The organism is Dyella sp. A6 (assembly GCF_036320485.1).
Lineage (GTDB): Bacteria > Pseudomonadota > Gammaproteobacteria > Xanthomonadales > Rhodanobacteraceae > Rhodanobacter_A > Rhodanobacter_A aluminiiresistens.
Window position 1 is genome coordinate 3,506,423 of the sequence record NZ_CP132911.1, and the last position, 20,179, is coordinate 3,526,601.

At 66.6% G+C, this 20,179-nt stretch carries 21 protein-coding genes; 10 read left to right on the forward strand and 11 right to left on the reverse strand.

The genetic code is table 11. The features are described from left to right. The first annotated feature begins 12 nt into the window (after positions 1-12). Positions 13-2,646, forward strand: coding sequence for a glycerol-3-phosphate 1-O-acyltransferase PlsB (gene plsB, locus RA164_RS15625; protein ID WP_329741761.1), 2,634 nt, complete (start codon positions 13-15; stop codon positions 2,644-2,646). A 43-nt stretch (positions 2,647-2,689) separates the two neighbouring features. Here the strand turns inward: plsB and RA164_RS15630 are convergent, their stop codons facing one another. Genes RA164_RS15630 through RA164_RS15645 form a run of 4 tightly spaced genes read right to left on the reverse strand, consistent with a single transcriptional unit; the run spans position 2,690 to position 5,836 of the window. Next, on the reverse strand, positions 2,690-3,646 hold the full coding sequence (locus tag RA164_RS15630; RefSeq protein WP_329741762.1) for a c-type cytochrome: 957 nt from the start codon (positions 3,644-3,646) through the stop codon (positions 2,690-2,692). Beyond that, positions 3,643-4,311: a c-type cytochrome gene (locus tag RA164_RS15635; protein WP_329741763.1), complete on the reverse strand. Its 669-nt coding sequence runs from the start codon at positions 4,309-4,311 to the stop codon at positions 3,643-3,645. The genes RA164_RS15630 and RA164_RS15635 overlap by 4 nt, the downstream gene beginning before the upstream one ends. Then, positions 4,308-5,261 carry a substrate-binding domain-containing protein gene (locus RA164_RS15640; protein WP_329741764.1) on the reverse strand — a complete coding sequence of 318 codons (954 nt, stop codon included), beginning with the start codon at positions 5,259-5,261 and terminating at the stop codon, positions 4,308-4,310. Before RA164_RS15640 ends, RA164_RS15635 begins: the two co-directional genes overlap by 4 nt. Before the next feature lie 38 nt (positions 5,262-5,299). After that, positions 5,300-5,836 (reverse strand): DsrE family protein, encoded by a 537-nt coding sequence (locus tag RA164_RS15645; protein WP_329741765.1) that lies wholly within the window; start codon positions 5,834-5,836, stop codon positions 5,300-5,302. A 134-nt stretch (positions 5,837-5,970) separates the two neighbouring features. Here RA164_RS15645 and ubiE point away from each other — a divergent pair, with 134 nt between their 5' ends. After that, the gene (gene ubiE / locus RA164_RS15650) at positions 5,971-6,720 is read left to right on the forward strand and encodes a bifunctional demethylmenaquinone methyltransferase/2-methoxy-6-polyprenyl-1,4-benzoquinol methylase UbiE (RefSeq protein WP_329741766.1); all 750 of its coding nucleotides are present in this window, start codon (positions 5,971-5,973) and stop codon (positions 6,718-6,720) included. A gap of 11 nt (positions 6,721-6,731) precedes the next feature. Next, positions 6,732-7,367 (forward strand): Pr6Pr family membrane protein, encoded by a 636-nt coding sequence (locus RA164_RS15655; protein WP_329741767.1) that lies wholly within the window; start codon positions 6,732-6,734, stop codon positions 7,365-7,367. A 6-nt stretch (positions 7,368-7,373) separates the two neighbouring features. Here RA164_RS15655 and RA164_RS15660 read toward each other — a convergent pair whose 3' ends face one another. Further along, positions 7,374-8,066, reverse strand: a complete 693-nt coding sequence (locus tag RA164_RS15660; RefSeq protein WP_329741768.1) for a glutathione S-transferase family protein — start codon at positions 8,064-8,066, stop codon at positions 7,374-7,376. Positions 8,067-8,091: 25 nt separating this feature from the next. Beyond that, the gene (locus RA164_RS15665) at positions 8,092-9,012 is read right to left on the reverse strand and encodes a DMT family transporter (RefSeq protein ID WP_329741769.1); all 921 of its coding nucleotides are present in this window, start codon (positions 9,010-9,012) and stop codon (positions 8,092-8,094) included. Between the two features lie 126 nt (positions 9,013-9,138). Between RA164_RS15665 and RA164_RS15670 the strand changes: the two genes are divergently transcribed. From RA164_RS15670 to RA164_RS15695, 6 genes are all read left to right on the forward strand, one after another. Beyond that, positions 9,139-9,633 carry an Lrp/AsnC family transcriptional regulator gene (locus tag RA164_RS15670; protein WP_329741770.1) on the forward strand — a complete coding sequence of 165 codons (495 nt, stop codon included), beginning with the start codon at positions 9,139-9,141 and terminating at the stop codon, positions 9,631-9,633. Between the two features lie 51 nt (positions 9,634-9,684). Further along, the gene (gene pip / locus RA164_RS15675; RefSeq protein WP_329741771.1) at positions 9,685-10,638 is read left to right on the forward strand and encodes a prolyl aminopeptidase; all 954 of its coding nucleotides are present in this window, start codon (positions 9,685-9,687) and stop codon (positions 10,636-10,638) included. Positions 10,639-10,768: 130 nt separating this feature from the next. Continuing rightward, positions 10,769-12,061 carry an APC family permease gene (locus tag RA164_RS15680; protein ID WP_329741772.1) on the forward strand — a complete coding sequence of 431 codons (1,293 nt, stop codon included), beginning with the start codon at positions 10,769-10,771 and terminating at the stop codon, positions 12,059-12,061. Between the two features lie 225 nt (positions 12,062-12,286). Then, on the forward strand, positions 12,287-13,441 hold the full coding sequence (locus RA164_RS15685) for a DUF6624 domain-containing protein (protein WP_329741773.1): 1,155 nt from the start codon (positions 12,287-12,289) through the stop codon (positions 13,439-13,441). 4 nt (positions 13,442-13,445) lie between these two features. Continuing rightward, positions 13,446-14,432, forward strand: coding sequence for an alpha/beta fold hydrolase (locus RA164_RS15690; RefSeq protein ID WP_329741774.1), 987 nt, complete (start codon positions 13,446-13,448; stop codon positions 14,430-14,432). A 201-nt stretch (positions 14,433-14,633) separates the two neighbouring features. Further along, a complete protein-coding gene (locus tag RA164_RS15695; protein ID WP_329741775.1) occupies positions 14,634-15,209 on the forward strand; it encodes a sterol desaturase family protein in 576 nt (191 codons plus the stop codon). A 9-nt stretch (positions 15,210-15,218) separates the two neighbouring features. On the opposite strand, the gene RA164_RS15700 is transcribed toward RA164_RS15695, so the two are convergent. The 5 genes from RA164_RS15700 to ttcA form a co-directional block, all read right to left on the reverse strand. Next, on the reverse strand, positions 15,219-15,791 hold the full coding sequence (locus RA164_RS15700; RefSeq protein ID WP_329741776.1) for a methyltransferase family protein: 573 nt from the start codon (positions 15,789-15,791) through the stop codon (positions 15,219-15,221). Positions 15,792-15,896: 105 nt separating this feature from the next. Next, entirely contained in the window at positions 15,897-16,667 is a 771-nt protein-coding gene (locus RA164_RS15705) for a M48 family metallopeptidase (protein ID WP_329741777.1), read from the reverse strand. A gap of 132 nt (positions 16,668-16,799) precedes the next feature. After that, a complete protein-coding gene (locus RA164_RS15710; RefSeq protein WP_329741778.1) occupies positions 16,800-17,717 on the reverse strand; it encodes a recombination-associated protein RdgC in 918 nt (305 codons plus the stop codon). Positions 17,718-17,783: 66 nt separating this feature from the next. Next, positions 17,784-18,986, reverse strand: a complete 1,203-nt coding sequence (locus RA164_RS15715; protein ID WP_329741779.1) for an amino acid aminotransferase — start codon at positions 18,984-18,986, stop codon at positions 17,784-17,786. Between the two features lie 5 nt (positions 18,987-18,991). Next, positions 18,992-19,873 carry a tRNA 2-thiocytidine(32) synthetase TtcA gene (gene ttcA / locus RA164_RS15720; RefSeq protein ID WP_329741780.1) on the reverse strand — a complete coding sequence of 294 codons (882 nt, stop codon included), beginning with the start codon at positions 19,871-19,873 and terminating at the stop codon, positions 18,992-18,994. Positions 19,874-19,971: 98 nt separating this feature from the next. On the opposite strand from ttcA, the gene RA164_RS15725 reads away from it, so the two are divergent. Beyond that, positions 19,972-20,178 carry a YdcH family protein gene (locus tag RA164_RS15725; RefSeq protein ID WP_329741781.1) on the forward strand — a complete coding sequence of 69 codons (207 nt, stop codon included), beginning with the start codon at positions 19,972-19,974 and terminating at the stop codon, positions 20,176-20,178. The last annotated feature ends 1 nt before the right edge of the window (position 20,179 follow it).

Consider the following 20,179-nt stretch of genomic DNA (forward strand, 5'->3'; position numbering starts at 1 on the left):
TACAATTGACCGATGCCGACGTCCCATACCATCGCTGCGGACCACCCCGCACGCAGCCGCGTGCCCTGGTGGTTCCGCCTCAGCGGACAGCTGCTCGAACCCTGGGTCCGGATCCGCCGTGAACCGGCGGAACCGGCCAGCCTGCTGACGCCCGGCGTACCGGTCTGCTACGTGATCGAGCGCGACGGCTTTTCGGACGCGCTGATCCTCGAGCGTGCCTGCCGCGAAGCCGGCCTGCCCAGCCCGATGCAGCCGTTGACCGGCGCGCGACGACGACGCTCGGTCTTTGCCCTGGCCCGTCGCGACGGTGCCCTGCTGGGCCGCGACCGCCACCGCTCGCCGAACGAGCCGCTGGGCCAGCTGGCCCGCTCGCTGGAGGCCGACCCCGAGCGCGACATCCAGATCGTGCCGGTGTCGATCTACGTGGGCCGCGCGCCGACCCGCGAATCGGGCTGGTTCAGCGTGCTGTTTTCCGAAAACTGGGTGGTGGTAGGCCGCTTCCGCCGCCTGCTGGCGGTGCTGCTGAACGGCCGCGACACCGTCGTCCACTTCTCCGCGCCGGTGTCGTTGCGCGCGGTACTGGACGAAGGTGGCGATATCCGCCCCGAACGCTTCGCCCGCAAGATCGCCCGCGTGCTGCGCATCCACTTCCGGCGCATCCGCGCAGCGGTGATCGGCCCCGACCTGTCGCATCGCCGCACCGTGGTCGATGCGGTACTCAATGCCGAGCCGGTGCGCGCCGCCATCGCCGCCACCGCGGCGAAGGAAAAGATCAGCCCGGCCAAGGCCTGGCGCAACGCGCACAAGATCGTGCTGGAGATCGCCGCCGACTATTCGCACCCGGTGGTGCGCTCGGCATCGTTCCTGCTGTCGAACTTCTGGAACAAGCTGTACGACGGCATCACCATGCACCACTTCGACAAGGCCCGCGCCGCCGCGCCCGGCCACGAAGTGATCTACGTGCCCAGCCACCGCAGCCATGCCGACTATCTGCTGATGAGCTATCAGCTGCACATGTCCGGCGTGGTGGTGCCACACATCGCCGCGGGCGTGAACCTCAACCTGCCGGTGATCGGCCCGATCCTGCGCCGCGGCGGCGCGTTCTTCCTGCGGCGCACCTTCAAGGGCAACGCGATGTATTCGGTAATCTTCAACGAATACGTGGCGCAGTTGATCGACCGCGGCGTGCCGATGGAATACTTCATCGAGGGCGGCCGCTCGCGCACCGGCCGCCTGCTGGCGCCACGGGCCGGCATGCTGCTGATGACCGTGCGCGCCTTCCTGCGCGCGCCGCGCCGACCGGTGCTGTTCCAGCCGGTCTACATCGGCTACGAGAAGCTGATGGAAGGCAAGTCGTACATCGGCGAACTCAGCGGCAAGCCGAAGGAGAAGGAATCCCTGCTGGGCCTGCTCAAGGGCCTGAAGGTGCTGCGCCAGCGCTACGGCCACGTGTCGCTGAACTTCGGCGAGCCGATCGAACTGAACCCGCTGCTGGATGCCGCTGCCGCCGACTGGCGCAGTGCCGGCACCGACCCCGATGCCAGACCCGAGTGGCTCAACGGCGTGGTGGATCGCCTGGCCGAGCAGATCCACATCAACATCAACCGCGCCGCCGACGTCAATCCGATCAACCTGCTTGCACTGGCCCTGCTGGCCACGCCCAAGCATGCGATGGCCGAGAACGACCTGCTGACGCAGCTGGAGCTGATGAAGGCGCTGCTCGAAGACCAGCCGTATTCGGACCGCGTCACCGTCACGCCGCTCGAACCGACCGCCATCGTGGCCTACGGCGAGCAGATGGGCTGGATCCGCCGCATTGCCCACCCGCTGGGCGACGTGCTGGTGGCCGACGACGAGCCCGCGGTGCTGCTCAGCTACTTCCGCAACAACGTGCTGCACCTGGTGGCCACCGCGGCATGGGTGGCGTGCTGCTTCCTCAACAACCGGCGCATGACCCGCGCCTCGGTACTGCGGCTGGGCCGGATCATCTACCCGTTCATCCAGGGCGAGCTGTTCCTGCCCTGGGACGAGGACGGCTTCGTGGCACAGCTGCAGGCCACCATCGACTTCTTCGTGCGCCGCGGCCTGCTGGAAGCCACCGGTGAAGGCCGCGTGCTGGAGCGTGGCCCGGGTCAGGAAGATGGCGCGTTCCAGCTGCGCATCATCGCGCGCGGCCTGATCCAGGCCTTCGAGCGCTACTACATCGCCATCGCGGCGCTGGCCAAGCACGGTCCGCATGCAATCACTGCCGCCGAGTTGGAGAAGGCCTGTACGCTGGCGGCGCAGCGTCTGTCGCTGCTCAACGAGCTGTCGGCACCGGAGTTCTTCGACAAGGCACTGTTCCGCGGCTTCATCCAGAAGCTGCGCGAACGCAAGGTGGTCTGGACCGACGACGACGGCAAGCTCGACTACGCCAGTGCGCTGGAAGACATGGTGCGCGATGCCCGTGTGATCCTGGCCCGCGACATGCGCCACTCCATCCTCAAGATCACCGCGGGCGACGACAAGGAGGCGCCGCGCCCCTCGCCACCCGAGCAGCCGCCCGCCGAAACCAGCGGCACCGGCAACACCGGCAGCGAACTGCACGAACGGCACGTCGAGGCGGAACGGCACGAACACGACGCCAAGATTGCAGGCAAGCACTGACACGACTTGGCGGCCCCGTAGCGTCGTGCGGGGCCGCGGAAGCTCAATGCGCCGACGTACCCTGGCCCAGCAGCTTGCCGTTGACCACGGTGCCGTACAGCGACTGCGCCGAATGGTGGTATTTCGCGCGGGTCGCCGGAATCGAGCCGTTGAAGCGCGGGTCCTGCGGACGCTCGTGGGCATCCATGAAATAGGCCACGTCCCACGCATCCTGATCGGTAAGCGTGTTGCCGCGACCCAGCGGCATGTTCGCCTTGATGAAGCCCGCCGCGGTGTTCACTTTGTGCATGCCCGCGCCCCAGTTGAACGAGTGCGGCCCCCACAGCGGCGGGAACACGGTGCGACCGGCCACCTGCTGGCCCTGGCCGTCAGCGCCGTGGCACAGGGCGCAATGACTCTTGAAGACCTGCTCGCCGCGGGCATAGTCCGGCGCCATGGCCGGCTTGGGCAGCTTGGGATAGCCCCGACCCGGCAATGACGCGCCTTCCGGCGCGCCCTGCGACATCCAGTAGGCATAGCTTTCCAGCGCCACCAGCACCGGACTGCCAAGCGGCGGCGCCTTGCCGTTCATGCTGAAACGGAAGCAGCCCTGCATGCGCTCGCCGAAGGTATTCACGTGACCGTTCTTGCTGCGATAGGCGGGAAACGCCGGGTAGGCCGCCCACATCGGCGCCGCGTTGGCGAGCCGACCCGCATCGATGTGGCAGTTTTCGCAGCTGAGCCGATTGCCGACATAGGCCGACGCATAGGTGCCGGTTTCGGTGAAGATCCTGTGTCCCAGCGCCACTTCCTTGCCGAAAGGCGTGTCGGGAATGGCCGACAAGGGCGGCGGCACGAAACGCGTGTTCGCCGCAGCCGCATGTGCCAACGTGCTCGATGCAGCCGGCGCATGTGCGGTCGGAGCCTGGCCTTGCCGGGCCTGGCCCTGGTGGCTCCGGTCGCAGGCCGCTAGCAGCAGCCCGGCGCCGGCCAGCGCGGTCAATCGAAGCAACTGTCTCATGGACTTGCCCCTCCCTTGCCGGTCGCCGGCTGCGATGCATACCACGCGCTGATCGCCGCGATATCCGCCGCGTCCAGCTTGCTGGCAACCGTCTTCATCAAGTGCAGCGGATCGTTGTGGCGGGTGCCGTGCTGCCATGCGTGCAGCTGGTTGGCGATATACACCGCAGACTGCCCGGCCAGCGGTGGAAAGTGGTCGCCCACACCCACGCCACCGGGGCCGTGACACTGCGAGCAGGCCGGCAGCCCTTTCGACCAGCGTCCCTGCGTGGACAGCGTTTCGGCCAGCGCCTTCGACGCGGCATCCATCGGCGCCGCCGGGGCTGCCGGCGCAGGCACCGGCAGCGTGCTGTAGTAATCCGCCATGAGCTTGCGTTCGGCCGGGCTCAGGCCGCTGGCCACCGGCTGCATGGTGGCATTGCGGCGCGCTCCGCTGGCGAAATCGTCGAGCTGCTTCAACAGATAGGCCGCCGGCAGGCCAGCCAGTCGCGGAAACCCGGCAGCGGCCTGACCGCTGCCGTTGGCGTTATGGCAGGCCGCACACGGCGCCACGCCATGACCATTGCCCAGCCGGGCAATGCTGGCACCGTCCGGCTGCGTACCGGCCAGGGCGCTGGCCGTCAGCGCCCAGCCCGCCGCAAAGGCCAGCAGGCGCGGCGCGTTCATGGCTTGACGGCCTGGAAACCGTACTTGCGGTACACCGCCTGCGCGGCGGGCGACTGCATGAAGGCGAAGAAGTCCTTCGCCGCCTGTGCGTGGGGCGCGTCGGCCATGCGTGCCACGGTGTAGGTCGCCGTTACGTTCTGCGCCGCCGGAATCGTCACGGTGTCCACCGGGCGATGCAGGATGTGCTGCTGGAAATACGCCTCGGTGGCCCATACCGGCGCCGCGTCGGATTTGCCCTGCAGCACCCGCAACGGCGACTGGCGATGGTGGATGTGGGTCAGGAAGGTGCTGCCGTCCTTCACCTTAGTGACCATGATGGTGTGCACCAGCGCCTCGCCACCGGCCTTGCGGTAGCTGGCCTCGATCTGCCGCGCGATGCCCTCCCAAGCCGGATTGGGCATGCTGACGCGGACATCCGCACGGCCAAGGTCGCGCAGGCCCTCGACGTGCTTGGGATTGCCCTTGGCGACCAGGATCGCCAGCGGGTTGCGCGCATAGTCGGCGGTGGCAGCAAACCAGTGATGATGCTTCTGCCGCTGGGCAATGCTCGCTTTGCCTGCCGTGAAGATGTCCGGTTTCAGCGCAATGCGCAGGTTGCCCATGACCAGCGAGCCGGTCTCGATCTGCCTGGCCAGGATGCCCGGCGGCAGGGTCTCCACATAGATGCGCTGATAGCGCGGGTAGGCCTTGCGGAAAGCGGCCAGCAGATCGTGCACCACCATGAACTGGTTGCCCGCGAAGAACACGGTGAGCTGCGGATCGACCACATCGCCGTGCAGGTCGGCGATCGCATCCACCGGCGGCACGCTGAAGTGCTCGCCGCCCGCCGGCGGCGGATTCCACGGTGGCAGGTAATCATCATGGGCCTGGCCGGCGTAAGCACCGGCACAGGCCGCAAGCAGGGCGCCGGCGAACCAGGCGCGACACCAACGGAAAGAACGGTTCGACATGACGGTCTCCTTGGTCGTGCCTGGTCAGCCGGAATGCCTTACAGCGGCATCAGCGCATAGCCTTGCTGCTGCAACCCGATGACAGTGGTGAGCCCCGACAGCGCAATCTTGACGTCCTTTGCGATCCAGGCGTCCTGGAAGTGGCTTTCGATCACGGCCTGCCCGCACACGGCCACCGTGATACCTGCCTTGCGCAGCTGCGCAATCACCGGCAGGTTGGGATTCGCCACGCCGAACTTCGCACGGTAGTGGGCATCATCCAGGGTCAGCGCGGTCGCCGGACCATAGGCGATGGCGACGAACTTCAGATGGCTGAGCGGCACGCCCGAAGCGGCGAACAGGTTCACCGCCCGCGCCACGCGCTCCAGCGCCGGGTTCACCTGGTCGGGCTTGGCGCTCGGCTTAGTCATCGCGAACACCGCCTTGTAGATCCGCTTGCTGCTCGGCACGTAGGCGGCGTGCGGTACCTGATGAAAATCGCCGGAGGCCGTGATGGCCTGGGACGGCGCCGCGGCGGCACCCGCACCCAGCAGCAGACCAAACGCGCACACAACAGCCAGGATGGAACGTTTCATGACGGCCTCCTCCTCTGAAAATTCAGGAATGTGAGGCAACGCTACGCCCGATCAGGCGATCAGGCCACTTCATGTTGCGTATACAGCGCATAAGCCGCGCTTATGGCCGTGACGATCCTGTAGCATGGCGCCCCATGAGCGAACAGCAGACCACCCATTTCGGCTTCCGCGACGTGCCCGTCGGCGATAAGCAGAAGCTCGTCGGCCAGGTATTCACCTCGGTCGCACGTAGCTACGACCTGATGAACGACCTGATGTCGTTCGGCATCCACCGCCTGTGGAAGCGCCATTTCGTGGCGGTGAGCGGGGTACGTCGCGGCGACCGCGTGCTGGATCTGGCCGGCGGCACCGGTGACATCGCCGCGCTGCTCAAGCCGGTGGTCGGCACCGAGGGCGAAGTGGTGGTGGGCGACATCAACGCCGCCATGCTCGGTGTGGGCCGCGACCGCCTGACCGACCGCGGCCTGGTCGCCGGTCTGCGCTGGGCCCAGCTCAACGCCGAATGCCTGCCCTTCCCCGATGCCAGCTTCGACGCGGTGACCATGGCCTTCGGCCTGCGCAACGTCACCGACAAGGAGAAGGCACTGGCCGACATCTGCCGCGTGCTCAAGCCCGGCGGCCGTGCCCTGGTGCTGGAGTTCTCCAAGGTGCAGAGCGAGCTGTTCAGCAAGCTCTACGACTTCCACTCGTTCAAGGTACTGCCCAAGCTCGGCCAGCTGTTTGCCGGCGACGCCGACAGCTACCAGTATCTGGCCGAATCGATCCGCAAGCACCCGGACCAGGAAACCCTGAAGGGCATGATGGAACGTGCCGGCTTCGGGCGCGTCGAGGTCCGCAACCTCAGCAACGGCATCGTGGCGATTCACCGGGCCTACAAGCTCTGAGGCCCGGCGGCATGCGGCCTTCCCTCCGCATCCTTGCCGCCCTCAGCGCGTTGACCGGTGCATTCGCGCTGACCCTGCAATACCTGCTGTCGACGCGACTGACCACCGCGGACGGTCGCGGCTGGCTGCCCGGGCTGTGGCTGTGCCTGGGTTACTTCACCATCCTGACCAACCTGTTCTGCACCGTGACGCTGGCCGCGGCGGCGATCGCGCCGCAGGAACGGCGTGGCTGGCTGCGACACCCGGGCACCGCCACGGCAGCAGCGATTAGCATCGTGATCGTGGCGCTGGTCTACCAGGTGCTGCTGCATGCGCTGTGGCATCCGCACGGCTGGGCCCTGCTGGCCGACCTGCTGCTGCACCGGGCCATGCCGCTGCTGTTCCTGCTGTACTGGTGGCTGGCCGTGCCGAAAGCGGCGCTGGGCTGGCCGCAGATCGGCACATGGCTGCTCTACCCCGCCGCCTATTTCGTCTACGCACTGGCCCGCGGCGCGATCGACGGCTGGTATCCGTACCCGTTCCTCGATGTCGCACATCTGGGCTATGCCCGGGTACTGCTGAATGCCTGTGCGATGCTGCTGGCCTTCGTGACGGTGGCGCTGGTGCTGTTGGTGCTGAGCCGCTGGCAACACCGCCGCCTCGGCTGAAGCCGTCTAGGACGCGCGCAGGTCCTCCAGCCAGCTGCCGACGCGCCGCGCATCGGCCTCGTGTCCGGGCTCGCGCCAGGTTTCGGCCAGTGCCGCCTGGTACCAGTCGCGCATCGCGGGCAGCTCGAGCAGGCGCCGCGCATACGCCATCGACAACGGGTCGAGCGACAGGCCATAGGTCTGGATGCGGAACGCCACCGGCGCGTAGAACGCATCCACCGCAGTGAACGCCGCACCGGCCAGGAACGGCCCGCCGAAACGCGACAAACCATCGTTCCATAGTTCGGCGACGCGCGTCACGTCCGCCTGCAGTGCCGCATCATCGGGTGCGGCAAGGCGTACGCGGATGCCGCAGTTCATCGTGCAGTCGCTGCGCAGCGCGCCGAAGCCCGAATGCATCTCGGCGGCCGCGGAACGTGCCCAGGCCCGAGCATGCGGGTCGGACGGCCAGACCCCGGCGTGCTGCTCAGCCAGATACTCGGCAATGGCCAGCGAGTCCCACACCGCCAGCTCTCCATCGTGCAGGCACGGCACCTTGCCGTTGGGCGAAAACGTCCGGAACGCATCCCAGTTCGCGCCCACGCCCCCGTCGAACGGCACCAGCTTCTCCTCGAACGGCATGTCCAGCACGCGCATCAGCACCCACGGCCGCAGCGACCACGAGGAGTAATTCTTGTTGGCGATGTAAAGCGTGTACACGACAGCATCTCCCGCAGTGGATCGATCAGGACGGCTTGCATGCATCAGGCAGCGGCGACGCCGGCAGCCGCGCGCGACGACGCGCGTTCGCCAGCACCACGCCGGCGATCACCACGACACCGCCCAGCAACACTCCCGGGCCGGGAACCTCGTGCAGCCACAGCCAGCCGATCAGGATGGCGATCGGCGGCGACAGGTAGATGAAGCTGGATACCCGCGAGGCACTGGCGCGATGCATCGCCGTATTCCATGCCAGGTATCCGACAAAGCTCGGCGCCACGCCCAGCCAGAACAGGGCGCCGATCCGCGACCACGGCGCCGCCGCCAGCGCCCACGGCAGATGCCAGCCGAACGGTACCGTGCCCAGGGTGGCGGCGAAGAAGGTGAACGCAGTGACCGTCAAGCTGCCGTAGCGGGCAGACAGCGGCTTCTGCCCCACGAAATAGATCGCCGAGGCCAGCACGCAACCCAGCACCAGCAGCGCGCGCGGATCGGCTTTCACCTGCTGACCGCTGGCCAGCACCACCAGCACGGTGCCGGCCAGCGCGATGCCCAGGCCGAGCCAGGTGCGCCGGCTCAGCCGCTCGCCCAGCCACAGCGCGGACAATGCCGCCGTCGCCGCCGGCACCAGCGAAATGATGATCGCCGCGGTACCGCCGGCGATCTGCGTCTCCGCCGTATTCAGGCACAGGTGGTACGCGGTCAGGCCCACCACGCCAAGCACCGCCAGCTTTGGCAGATCGCGCCACGCCGGCAGCGGCGTGCGCCGCACCAGCAGCAGCACCGCAAAGCACAGCGACGCGATCGACAGCCGCGCCAGCGCCAGCTCGCCCGGCGAAAACGAGGGCAGCGCGTAGGCGATCGCGGCATACGCCGACGACCAGGTCAGCAGGGCCACGGCGATGCTGGTCAATGCGCCAGCATCGAGGTGCTCGGAGGTACTCATGGGGTGCTTTCCAGTGGATCGGGGACGTGGGCATCGTAGTCTTGCCGTCGATGCCGGTGAATAATGGATCACTATGCCGGCGACTCGTTTCGCCGTCGAACGAAACGCTAGTCGGAGATATGCACCTTGGCTTCGAAACCGGATCTAGACCACACCGACTGGCAGCTGCTGGAGGCCCTGCAACACGATGCCCGCCTGGGCTACGCCGAACTGGGCCGCAAGGTGCGGCTGTCCGCACCGGCAGTGGCCGAGCGGGTGAAACGGCTGGAGGAGGCCGGCGTGATCAGCGGCTACCGCGCCACGGTGGAGCCGAAGCGGCTGGGCTATGCGATCGACGCGATGGTACGGCTGCGTTGCGACGGCGGCATCTGCGCGCGCATCGGCAGCATCGTGGAAGACATTCCCGAGGTGCTCGACTGCCGCCGGCTCGCCGGTGAGGATTCCGCCCTGCTGCACGTGGTGGCCATGTCCATCGCGCACCTGGAAAGCGTGCTGGACCGGCTGCTGAAGATCCACGCCAGCGTCAGTACCACGACCCTGGTGGTGCTGCAGACGCCGCATGCCAACCGCCCGATCACCCGCACCATGTGGGATGCCGCCCGCGCCCTGTCGCGCGACTGAACGGCGCAGCGCCCCCATTCCCACTCTCCCCGACTTGCCACGGAGCACACCATGCGCCAGCTGTACCCCGAGATCGAACCCTTCCGCACCCGCCGTCTGGCGGTGGATAGGCGCCACACCCTGCATGTCGAGGAATGCGGCAACCCTGACGGCCTGCCGGTGGTGTTCCTGCACGGCGGCCCCGGCACCGGGGTGGCGCCGTACCATCGTCGCTTCTTCGACCCGGCACGCTGGCGCATCGTGCTGTTCGACCAGCGCGGCTCGGGACAATCGACCCCGTTTGCCGACCTGGTCGACAACACCACGGCACACCTGGTCGCCGACATCGAGACGATCCGCGAAACGCTGGGTATCGAGCGCTGGGCGGTATTCGGCGGATCGTGGGGATCGACCCTGGCACTGGCCTATGCCCAAGCTCACCCGGAGCGCGTGCTCGGGCTGGTGCTGCGCGGCATTTTTCTGGCCCGTGACGAGGAGCTGCGCTGGTTCAACGAAATGGATGGCGGTGCCCGCTACATCTTCCCGGAGCGCTGGGCGCACTTCCGCGACTTCATTCCCGAGGCCGAACGCGACCAGATGATCGAAGCCTACTGGCGCCGTCTGAACGACGCCGACGAAACCGTCCGGCTCGCCGCCGCACAGGCATGGAGCGACTTCGAAGGCGGTGCCACCACGCTGGAACACGACCCCGAGGGTGCGGGCGACTTCGCCGACCCGCAGGCGGCACTGAGCGTGGCCCGGCTGGAAGCGCACTATTTCCGTCGCGGCATGTTCCTGGAACCGAACCAGCTGCTGCGCGACGTGGACCGGATCCGCCGTATCCCGGGCACCATCGTGCACGGCCGCTACGACATCATCTGTCCGGTGAAGACGGCACTGGACCTGCACCAGGCCTGGCCAGAGGCCGAGCTGCGCATCGTGCTGGCCGGACACAGCGCGGCCGACCCTGCCATCACCGACGCCCTGGTCGAAGCCACCGACCGGCTGGCCGACCGTTACGTGTGAGTGTCCGCACAGGAAACCGATATCCCCCGAAAAGCCTGCGGATACGTCCACACCGGCCACAGGTCGGCATGACATGCATGCACCCCGATGCGACACTGCACGCTTTGCTAGGCAGGCGCGGGACACGCGAATGGGAAAGACGGGCGACGGCAAGCTGGGACTGTGGCCAGTGGTGGCCATCGGTATCGGCGGCATGGTCGGCGGCGGTATCTTCGCGGTACTCGGACTGGCGGTGCAGATGGCCCACGGCGGCACGCCCGCGGCGTTCGCGGTGGCGGGGGCGGTGGCTCTGCTGACCGCGTACTCGTATGCGAAGCTCTCGGTGGCGTTTCCGAGTCGGGGTGGCACCGTCACCTTTCTCGACCGCGCCTTCGGGCCGGGCATGTTCACCGGCAGCCTGAACGTGCTGCTGTGGTTGAGCTACGTGGTGATGCTGTCGCTGTACGCACTGGCATTCGGCAGCTATGGCGCCACCTTTCTTCCGGCCGCCTGGCAGCCTCTGGGCAAGCACGTGCTGATCACGCTGGGCGTACTGCTTCTCACCGGCCTGAACCTGCTCAGCGCCGAGTGGATCGGCAAGGCGGAAAGCTGGATCGTGGGGCTGAAGGTGGCGATCCTGCTGGTGTTCGTGGTTGCTGGTCTGGCAACGGTGCACGCGACACGGATCGAACCCGCCAGTTGGGCGCCGTCGATGCAGCTGGTCGCCGGCGGCATGATCATCTTCCTCGCCTACGAGGGCTTCGAGCTGATCGCCAACACCGCGCTCGACGTGCGTGACGTGCAGCGTCTGCTGCCGCGGGCGTACTACATTTCGGTCGGCTTCGTGATCGCCCTGTACGTGCTGGTGTCGCTGGTGACCGTGGGCAACCTGCCGGTGGCGCAGATCGTGGCAGCCAAGGATTACGCGCTGGCGGAGGCAGCTCGGCCCTTCCTCGGCCAGGCCGGGTTCGCCCTGATCGCCGGTGCGGCGATGCTGTCCACGGCTTCGGCGATCAACGCCACCCTGTACGGCACCGCGCGGCTGAGCTACAGCATCGCGCGCGACGGCGAACTACCGTCGATGCTGGAACGCAAGGTCTGGGGACAGCCGGTCGAGGGGCTTCTGATCACCGCCGCGCTGACCCTGGTGATGGCCAACGGTTTCGACCTGCGCAGCATCTCCACCCTGGGCAGTGCGGGCTTCCTGCTGATCTTCGCCGCGGTGAATGCCGCCAACCTGCGCTGCGCAGACACCACCGGCGGACGCCGCTGGCTCTCCACATCCGGCATCCTCGCCTGCCTTGCCGCACTCGCCGCGCTGATCGTACAGACCGCGCACAGCGCCCCCGCCAAACTGTGGGTGCTCGCGGCGATGCTCGGCCTGGCGGTGCTGATCGAAGGCGGCTACCGCCTGGCCGGCAGGACGCTTCGACTGCCGCGCTAGAGAGCCATCAGCTCAAGAGCCCTCCACCGGCAATGGCATACTTGGAGCCTGCAGGCTTGTTGGCGCGCAGCTTGGACAATGGCATCCGACTGCGCTTCAGTCTCGCCATGTCCCAGCTGGCCGAGTAGTCGTCCGCCGGAAGCGGCACTCGCGATTACGCGGATGAATTCCGCGATGACGCCGATCACACCTGTTCATTTACATGCCACGGAAGGAGCCGACCTAATGCACCGTTCCAGCTTCGCCATGCTGCTGTTGATGACCCTGACCGCAGCCTTTGATTTACATGCGGCGGAGATGAACATCCGCATCGATCCGTCGACCATCAGGCAACCGGCACTGCACCGCAGCTTGCTTGAGCTCGATCGCCAAGGACATGGCACGCTGGATAGCCCCGCGCTCACGGCGTTCAAGATGCTGATTGCCCGCTATGGCTGGCCCACGGTTCCGGCGGCAGGGCGCAAAGGCGTCGATGCAGCTGGCGACCTCGCCCTCCGTGCCAAGGGCGACTATGACTTCCAGAGCGCCCTGGAAAACGCCATGCAGTCGCGCATCGGCATGGACATAGATGCACGCGCTTTCGCACGACTCAACGATCGTATCGAAATACAACATGGTCATCCCCAGCAATTCGGCAGTCTGCTGGCGCTGGATCACGGCAAAGTCGTTACGAGCCCGCATGAGTCTGCCGCGAATGCCAATCCTTATCGCGATAGCACGGGGTTGCCGCTACTAGGCCCGTGGCTACGCCAGGTACAACGTGCTGTCGATGCCGGCAACACCTTGCAGGCCATCGTAGCCACGCCGTCGCTGGCCACGCCGTTGCACCGCGTGACATTGCCGAGGCTGCAAGCGGAGCTGGCCGCGATGGCCCGGGCCGATCAGCATTCGCGAAGTGCCTGGATGAGCACGGGATTCAAGCGTGGCTCGCCTGAAGAGGCGAATATGGAGCGACTTGATGCGGCACACCTGCAGCGGCTGCGAGTGATCCTAAAGCATCACGGCTTTCCGGATGCAACAGAAGTGGGCCGGGACGGCGTAGAGAATTTCTGGCTGCTTTCTCAGCACGCCGTTAGTGATACCCCCTTCATGACCAAGGTGCTCGATCGCGCGCGCCCATTGATGCTGCGCGGCGAACTGTCGCATCACGACTACGCCTTGATGGTCGACCGTGTTCGGGTACAACAGGGCAGGAAGCAGATCTACGGCACGCAGACATCGATCCAGGATGGTCATTTTGTCCTTTATCCTATCGAGGATGCAGCTCACCTCGCTCAACGGCGTGCCCGCATGGGGCTGATGCCAGAGGCCGAATATCTGAAAATGGGCGAGCAAATGCTCCGCCACTCCCACTCCACATCCAACGCCAGGAAATCCTGAGCCCATGTCTGCAACCCATCCGCCCCAGCGTCCTCTCTGGCAGCGCATGCTGCTGCGCCGCCTGAAGTTTCTCGCCGTCGTGGCGGTGCTGCTGGCTCTTCTGCTTGGTGGCAGCTACCTGTTCGCCCCGCGCCTGCTGATGCGCGCGGATACGGCGCGCAAGGCCATGGCCGCGCACCTGGAAGAGAAGTCGATCCAGGCTGGCGACACGCGCTGGTCGTACTACGAGGGTGGCACAGGGCCGACCATCGTGCTGCTGCATGGCTTCGATTCGGACAAGCAGGTCTGGCTGCCGGTGGCACAACTGCTGACACCGCACTTCCACCTGATCATTCCCGACCTGCCAGGCTGGGGACGTTCCTCGCGGATACCCGATGGCAACTATGACATCGATGCGCAGGCTGCACGGCTGCAGGCCTTCATGCAGGCACTTGGGGTCGGCCAGGTGCTGCTGGTGGGCCATTCGATGGGCGGCGCCATCGCCGGCGTCTATGCCGCGGAACATCCCGCGCACGTGGACGGACTCGCGCTGCTGGACAGCTTCGGCCTGAAGTCCCGCGAAAACGCCTTCGACAAGGCGGCTCTGGCGGGCCAGGACCCGTTCGCCTACACCGACCGTGCCGGCTTCGAACGTGCCCTGGCCCTGGCCTTCGACACGCCGCCGCACATTCCCGGCCGTTTCGTGGACGCCCTGGTGAAGCAGAACACCCAGCGCCACGCCTTCATCCAGCGTACCTTCGACGCCCTGCGCCAGCCGGACCAGGCACTGTCGCTGCAGAACCGCCTGGGCCAGCTGACCATGCCCGTGCTGGGCCTGTGGTGCCACGACGACCGCATCGTCGACATCTCGGCAATGGACAGCCTGCGCAGCGGGTTGACCCACGCCAGCGCGATCAGTTCGACCATGCTGATCGGCTGCGGCCACATGCCGATGCTGGAGAAGCCGCAGGAAACCGCGCAGGCACTCACCGCCTTTGCCCTGTCGCATTGAGCGTGCTTGCGGCATGATACCCACCATACCCGTAAGCATGGACGAGACCCCTGCTCACGCGGGAGTCAGCCTGACTATGGGCATCATGTAGGGCTCAAGGATGGCAGCGCCAGGGGGAATCCGTGCAACGGTTCCGCGGCAGGCGCGTTTTCTGACGAGAAGACGAGAGCTATGCAACAGCAGTCAAGCAAGCGGAACATCATGCACAGTACCCTGGATGCCATCATCCGGATGTCATCCACTCGGGCCAATTACTGGGCCGAAGTGGTGCTGGACGCCATTCTGGGCATGGTCCTGCTGGTCGCAGGCTGGCATCACAGCGACAGCCTGGCGGTCGTCGCCCTGGCCGCAGCAACTGGCCTGCTGGCCTTCAGCTTCATCGAATATTTCTTCCACCGCTGGATGTTCCATACGCGGATCCCGCTGTTCACGCAGGGGCACAACAAGCATCACGAGCATCCGCTGGGTTACGACTCGCTGCCGTTCTTCCTGCCCGCGGCGGTGCTCGGCGGCCTGACCGCGTTGTGCCTGCTGCTGCTGCCGACCGGTTTCGCGCTGGTGATGCTTGGCATGGTGACCTTCGGCTACGTCGCCTACGGGGTCAGCCATTTCGTGATCCACCATGTGCGCTTCAAGAGCGCGCTGATGCGTCGCTGGGCCGCCAGCCATCACGTCCACCATTACCACCCGCACAGCAACTTCGGCGTCACTTCGCCGCTATGGGACCATCTGCTGGGCACCCGCTACGTGCGCCAGCCACGTCAACCGCAGACCTGACGACACGCCTTAAAGCAGCCAGGGAATCAGGGCCTTCGTGCGCCGCATGTAATCCTCATAGACGGCACCGAACACTTCGCGCATCCAACGCTCCTCGTGGCGCAGCTTGTACCAGAAACTGCCCGCGACCAGGGCCAGCGCCAGCAGGTCGCGCCACTGCCCCAGTGCCAAGGCGGTTCCGGCCAGCCCCAGCAGCATGCCGGTGTAGATCGGGTGGCGTACCCAACGATACGGCCCCTGCTGCACCAGCTCGTGATCCTGCTTGACCTGCACGTCGGCGCTCCAGTTGCGCCCGAGCACCACCCGCGCCCAGCAGGCAAAACCCAGTCCGCACAGCAGCACCAGCATGCCCACACACCACCATGCCGGCGAAGCGGGCAGGAAGCGGCCGTAGAACTCGCTGGTACGTGGTCCGTGCATGAACAGGATGACGAAAGCCAGCACCATCGGCACGCGATAAAGCAGCTGCGAGCCCATGCTGTCCTCGCGTGCCGGCGCCTTCACGCCACGCGCGCTCCAGGCCCAGTAGAGCAGCCATGCGACCCAGACCAGCGCGACAGCGGTGTCGTCAACGGATGCCATGACGGATGCCCCAGCAGCGGTGAGGCCAACATCTTGCACGCTGTCGACCCGGCGATCGAGTGACGATTGTCAGCCACCTTCCGGCCACGCCATGGCCCGACCGGCTCAGTCGGCCACGTCGGCCACCAGCCGGTCCAGCTCGGCCTTCAGGCTGGAGCCGTTCACCCGCAACCAGTCGCGCTGCTCGCGCCAGTCGGGATAGAGGCTCTCCACCAGTGCCCAGAATCGCGGCGCATGACTGCGGACTCGCAGATGACACAGCTCGTGCACCAGCACATAGCGCAGCGCCGCAGGCGGGGCGAGTGCCAGCGCCAGATCGAGATTGATGCGGTCGCGCGTATCCAGGCTGCCCCACAGGCTCTTCAGCGGACGCACCCGCACGGCCGTGGGCGCCAGCCCGAGCCGCGGCACGTAACCGGCCAGCCAGCGCGACACATCACGCCGGATCAGCGCCTCGAAGTGCGAGGCCAGCAGGCCACGCGCCACCGGCAGGGCCCGGGTGTGGGGACGCGGAATGACCAGGGTCAGGCCGCCATCGAACGGCTCGATGCGCGGGTACGGCCCCTCTGCCCAGTCCAGCGTGGCGGACTCGCCGCGCAGGGGAAAGTCGACCGCATGCCCCAACCGCAGCGGCGGCAGCGGCTTCACGATCAGGTTCAGCTCGTCCAGTTTCTGCTCCAGCCACTCGGCATGGCTGCGCAGGAAGGCGCTGACCTGCGCCGGATGGGTACCATGCGGATAAGACACCCGCGCGCCCTTGGGTGTCACCGTCAGCCGCAAGCGGCGTGCACGCGGATGCGCGGCCTTCAACACCCGGATGGTGTTGCCGCGCGCCGTCGCCAGTTCCAGCCAGTCGCCTTCGAGATGCTGCGCCATGTCGTGTGCCCAAACCGCCGGTGCGCTTCGCAGGTCGAAAACGCGTCCGGGACGACAGTATGTGGGGAAGCGCCCACCCTTGCGCAAGGGTCTCGCACAGGACGGCCCGGCAGGCCTTGGCAGGCGCGAATCTCAGCCGTCGCTGGGACGCGGCAAACCGAACCATTCCTCGAGCTTGGCCAGCAGCCGCTCCAGTTCCAGCGTCAGCAGGGCGAAGCCCGCGTCCGCCTCGGCGGCGGCATCTTCGTGACTGTCGCCCAGCTCGTCGGTCACCACATCGAGGAATTTCAGCTTGCGCACCACCAGATCCTCGCCCAGCACGAAACTCATGCGATCGTCGAACACCAGGCCAAGCTGGAACACCTGCTTGCCATTGCGCAGGTGCTCCTTGACCTCGTCCGCATCCAGGTCCTGACGGCGGCACCTGGCAATGGCACCAGTGGCGCTGGCCGGGTCGCGCAGCTCGCATTCGTCGCCCAGCGCCAGGCCTGCCGGCAGGTTGCCACCGGCCAGCCAGTCGGTCATCAGCACGCGCGGACCTTCCTCCGGCGCCAGCGGTACGGCCGGAAAACTGCCCAGCGCCTCGCGGATCTGGGTCAGCGCGTTCTCCGCCGACTTGCGGCTGGAGGTGTCCAGCACCAGCCAGCCGTTTTTCGTATCCACGTAGGCGGACAGCCGCGAGTTGCGCACGAAGGCGCGCGGCAGCAGTTCGTTGAGCAGGTCTTCCTTCAGCCGCTTGCGCTCGCGACCGCCGACCTTGCGGCCTTCCTCTTCGGCGATCTTGCGCACCTTGCGCTGCAGCTCGTCGTTGACCACCGCCGACGGCAACAGCTTGTCCTCGCCACCCACGGTGAGCCAGGTGCAGTGCTTCACCGCATGGGTCAGCGCGGCCTCCTCACCCCGGCCGATCGGCGGCACAAAGCCGCGCGTGGCCATTTCCTGCGGACCGCAGGGGCGCAGGCGGTGTTCACCCAGCACCTCGTCGAGGCGCTTGAGATCGTCGGCAACGGCAGGGGAAAAGCGGAACAGCGTGAGGTTGCGGAAGAACATGCGATTTCCATGAAGATGCGAAGGCCGCCTTGCGGCGGCCATGCGCAATAGAACGAACCGGATCGATCAGGCGCAGACGGCGGCGACAGCCCGCGTCACATAGTCCAGATTGCCCGTATTCAGGGCCGCCACGCAAATGCGGCCGCTGGACAGCGCGTAGATGGCGTATTCCTCGCGCAGGCGATCCACCTGCTCCTTGGACAGGCCCGAGTACGAGAACATGCCCGCCTGGCGGTTGATGAAGCCGAAATCCGGCGCGCCCAGGGCCGCCAGCTTGTCCACCATGCCGGCACGCATCGCGTGGATGCGCTCGCGCATCGCGCCCAGTTCCTGTTCCCAGCGCGCACGCAGTTCCACGCTGCCAAGCACGCCGGCCACCAGCTTGCCGCCATGCGTGGCCGGGCTGGAGTAGTTGGCGCGGATGGTCTGCTTGATCTTCGAACGCAGCCGATCGGCCTCTTCGCGATCCGCGCCCACGAAGGACAGCGCGCCGACCCGCTCGCCATACAGCGAGAACGACTTGGAGTACGAATTCGCCACCACGAAAGCCTGGATGCCCGAGTCGGCCAGCAGGCGCACGGCGGTGGCATCGGCATCGGTGCCCTTGTCGAAGCCCTGGTAGGCCATGTCCACGAACGGCAGCAGGTTGCGCTCCTTCAGCAGCGCGATCACCTGGCCCCACTGCGCTTCGTCGAGGTCGACACCGGTGGGATTGTGGCAGCAGGCGTGCAGCAGCACCACGGTGCCGGGCTCCAGCTTGCCGAGATCCTCCAGCATGCCGGCGAAATCCAGCCCCCGCGTCGGGGCGTGGTAGTAGCGGTAATCGAGCAGCTTGAAGCCCGCGGTACGGAACACCGCATGGTGATTGCCCCAGCTCGGGTCGCTGATCGCCAGGGTGGCCTTGTCGCCAAGCACCTGCTTCAGCAGGTCAGCCCCCACCCGCAGTGCGCCACTGCCGCCGATGGTCTGCGCGGTGGCCACGCGGCCGGCTTCCAGCAGCGGCGACTCCTCACCGAACAGCAGCTTCTGGGTAGCCAGGTTGTAGGCCGGCAGGCCATCGATCGGCAGATAGCCGCGCGGCTGCTCGTCGCGCGCCAGCGCCTGTTCAACCTCGCGCACCGCCTGCAGCACGGGCACCCGGCCCTGCTCGTCGACGTAGATACCCACGCCCAGATTCACCTTGGTCGCACGCGGATCGGCAAGGTAGCGCTCGGTAAGTCCCAGGATCGGATCGCCCGGGGCCATTTCAACGGATGCAAAAAGGGACACGGCTTCTACTCGTCTTCGAATGAATGGATGGATGGACGTATGGACGTCCGATTATCGCCGGTATTGGCGTCTTCGCGACACCCCTCGGCGCGCAACGACGCGAAATCGAACAGGCTGCGGTCAGCCAGTTGCGAGGGAGCCACGCTGCCCAGCGCGCGGAAAATGGTCTCGCTGCGCCCCGGATGCTGCGCATCCCACTCGTCCAGCATGCGCCGCACCTGCCGGCGCTGCAGGTTTTCCTGCGAGCCGCAGAGATTACACGGAATGATCGGGAAGCCGCGCTGGCCCGCGTACTCGGCGATATCGTCCTCGCGGCAATAGGCAAGCGGGCGGATCACCACGTGCCGGCCGTCGTCCGAGCGCAATTTGGGCGGCATCGCCTTGAGGCTGCCCTGGTGGAACAGGTTGAGGAAAAAGGTGGCCAGGATGTCGTCGCGGTGATGACCCAGTGCGATCTTGCTGATGCCATTGGCCGCCGCCCAGGCGTACAGCGCGCCGCGTCGCAGCCGCGAGCACAGCCCGCACATCGTCCGGCCCGCGGGAATGACCCGCGTCACCGTGCTGTAGGTGTCCTGCTCGATGACATGGAACGGCACCCCGCGCTGGCGCAGGTAGTCCGGCAGCACATGCGTGGGGAAACCCGGCTGCTTCTGGTCCAGGTTGACCGCGATCAGCTCGAAGCGGACCGGCGCCTTCGCCTGCAGCGCCAGCAGCATGTCCAGCAGGGTGTACGAGTCCTTGCCCCCGGACAGGCAGACCATCACCCGGTCGCCGTCCTCGATCATGCCGAAATCGCCGATCGCCTGGCCGGTCAGCCGCTGCAGGCGCGCAGCAACGCGGCCGGCATCGCGCGACACGGGAGAAGCAAGGGCGGAATCGGCGGACATGACTCGGGACAAGCGGAAAAGGTCACCATTGTAGCCCGCTCGCTGGTTGTCATCCGGCGGCGTTACACTTGCCGACCATCGCCCCTGCCGTTCATGCCATGCAAGTCCAGGATCCTACCCAGCTTGCCCACCTGCTCGCCGAGCTGCGGGTGGAGCATCGCGACCTGGACACGGCCATCGACCGGCTCGCCACCGCCATCGGCAGGGACGAGCTGCAGCTTACCCGCATGAAGAAACGCCGCCTGCTGCTGAAAGACACCATCGCGCGGCTGGAAAGCAAGCTGATCCCCGATCTCGACGCCTGAA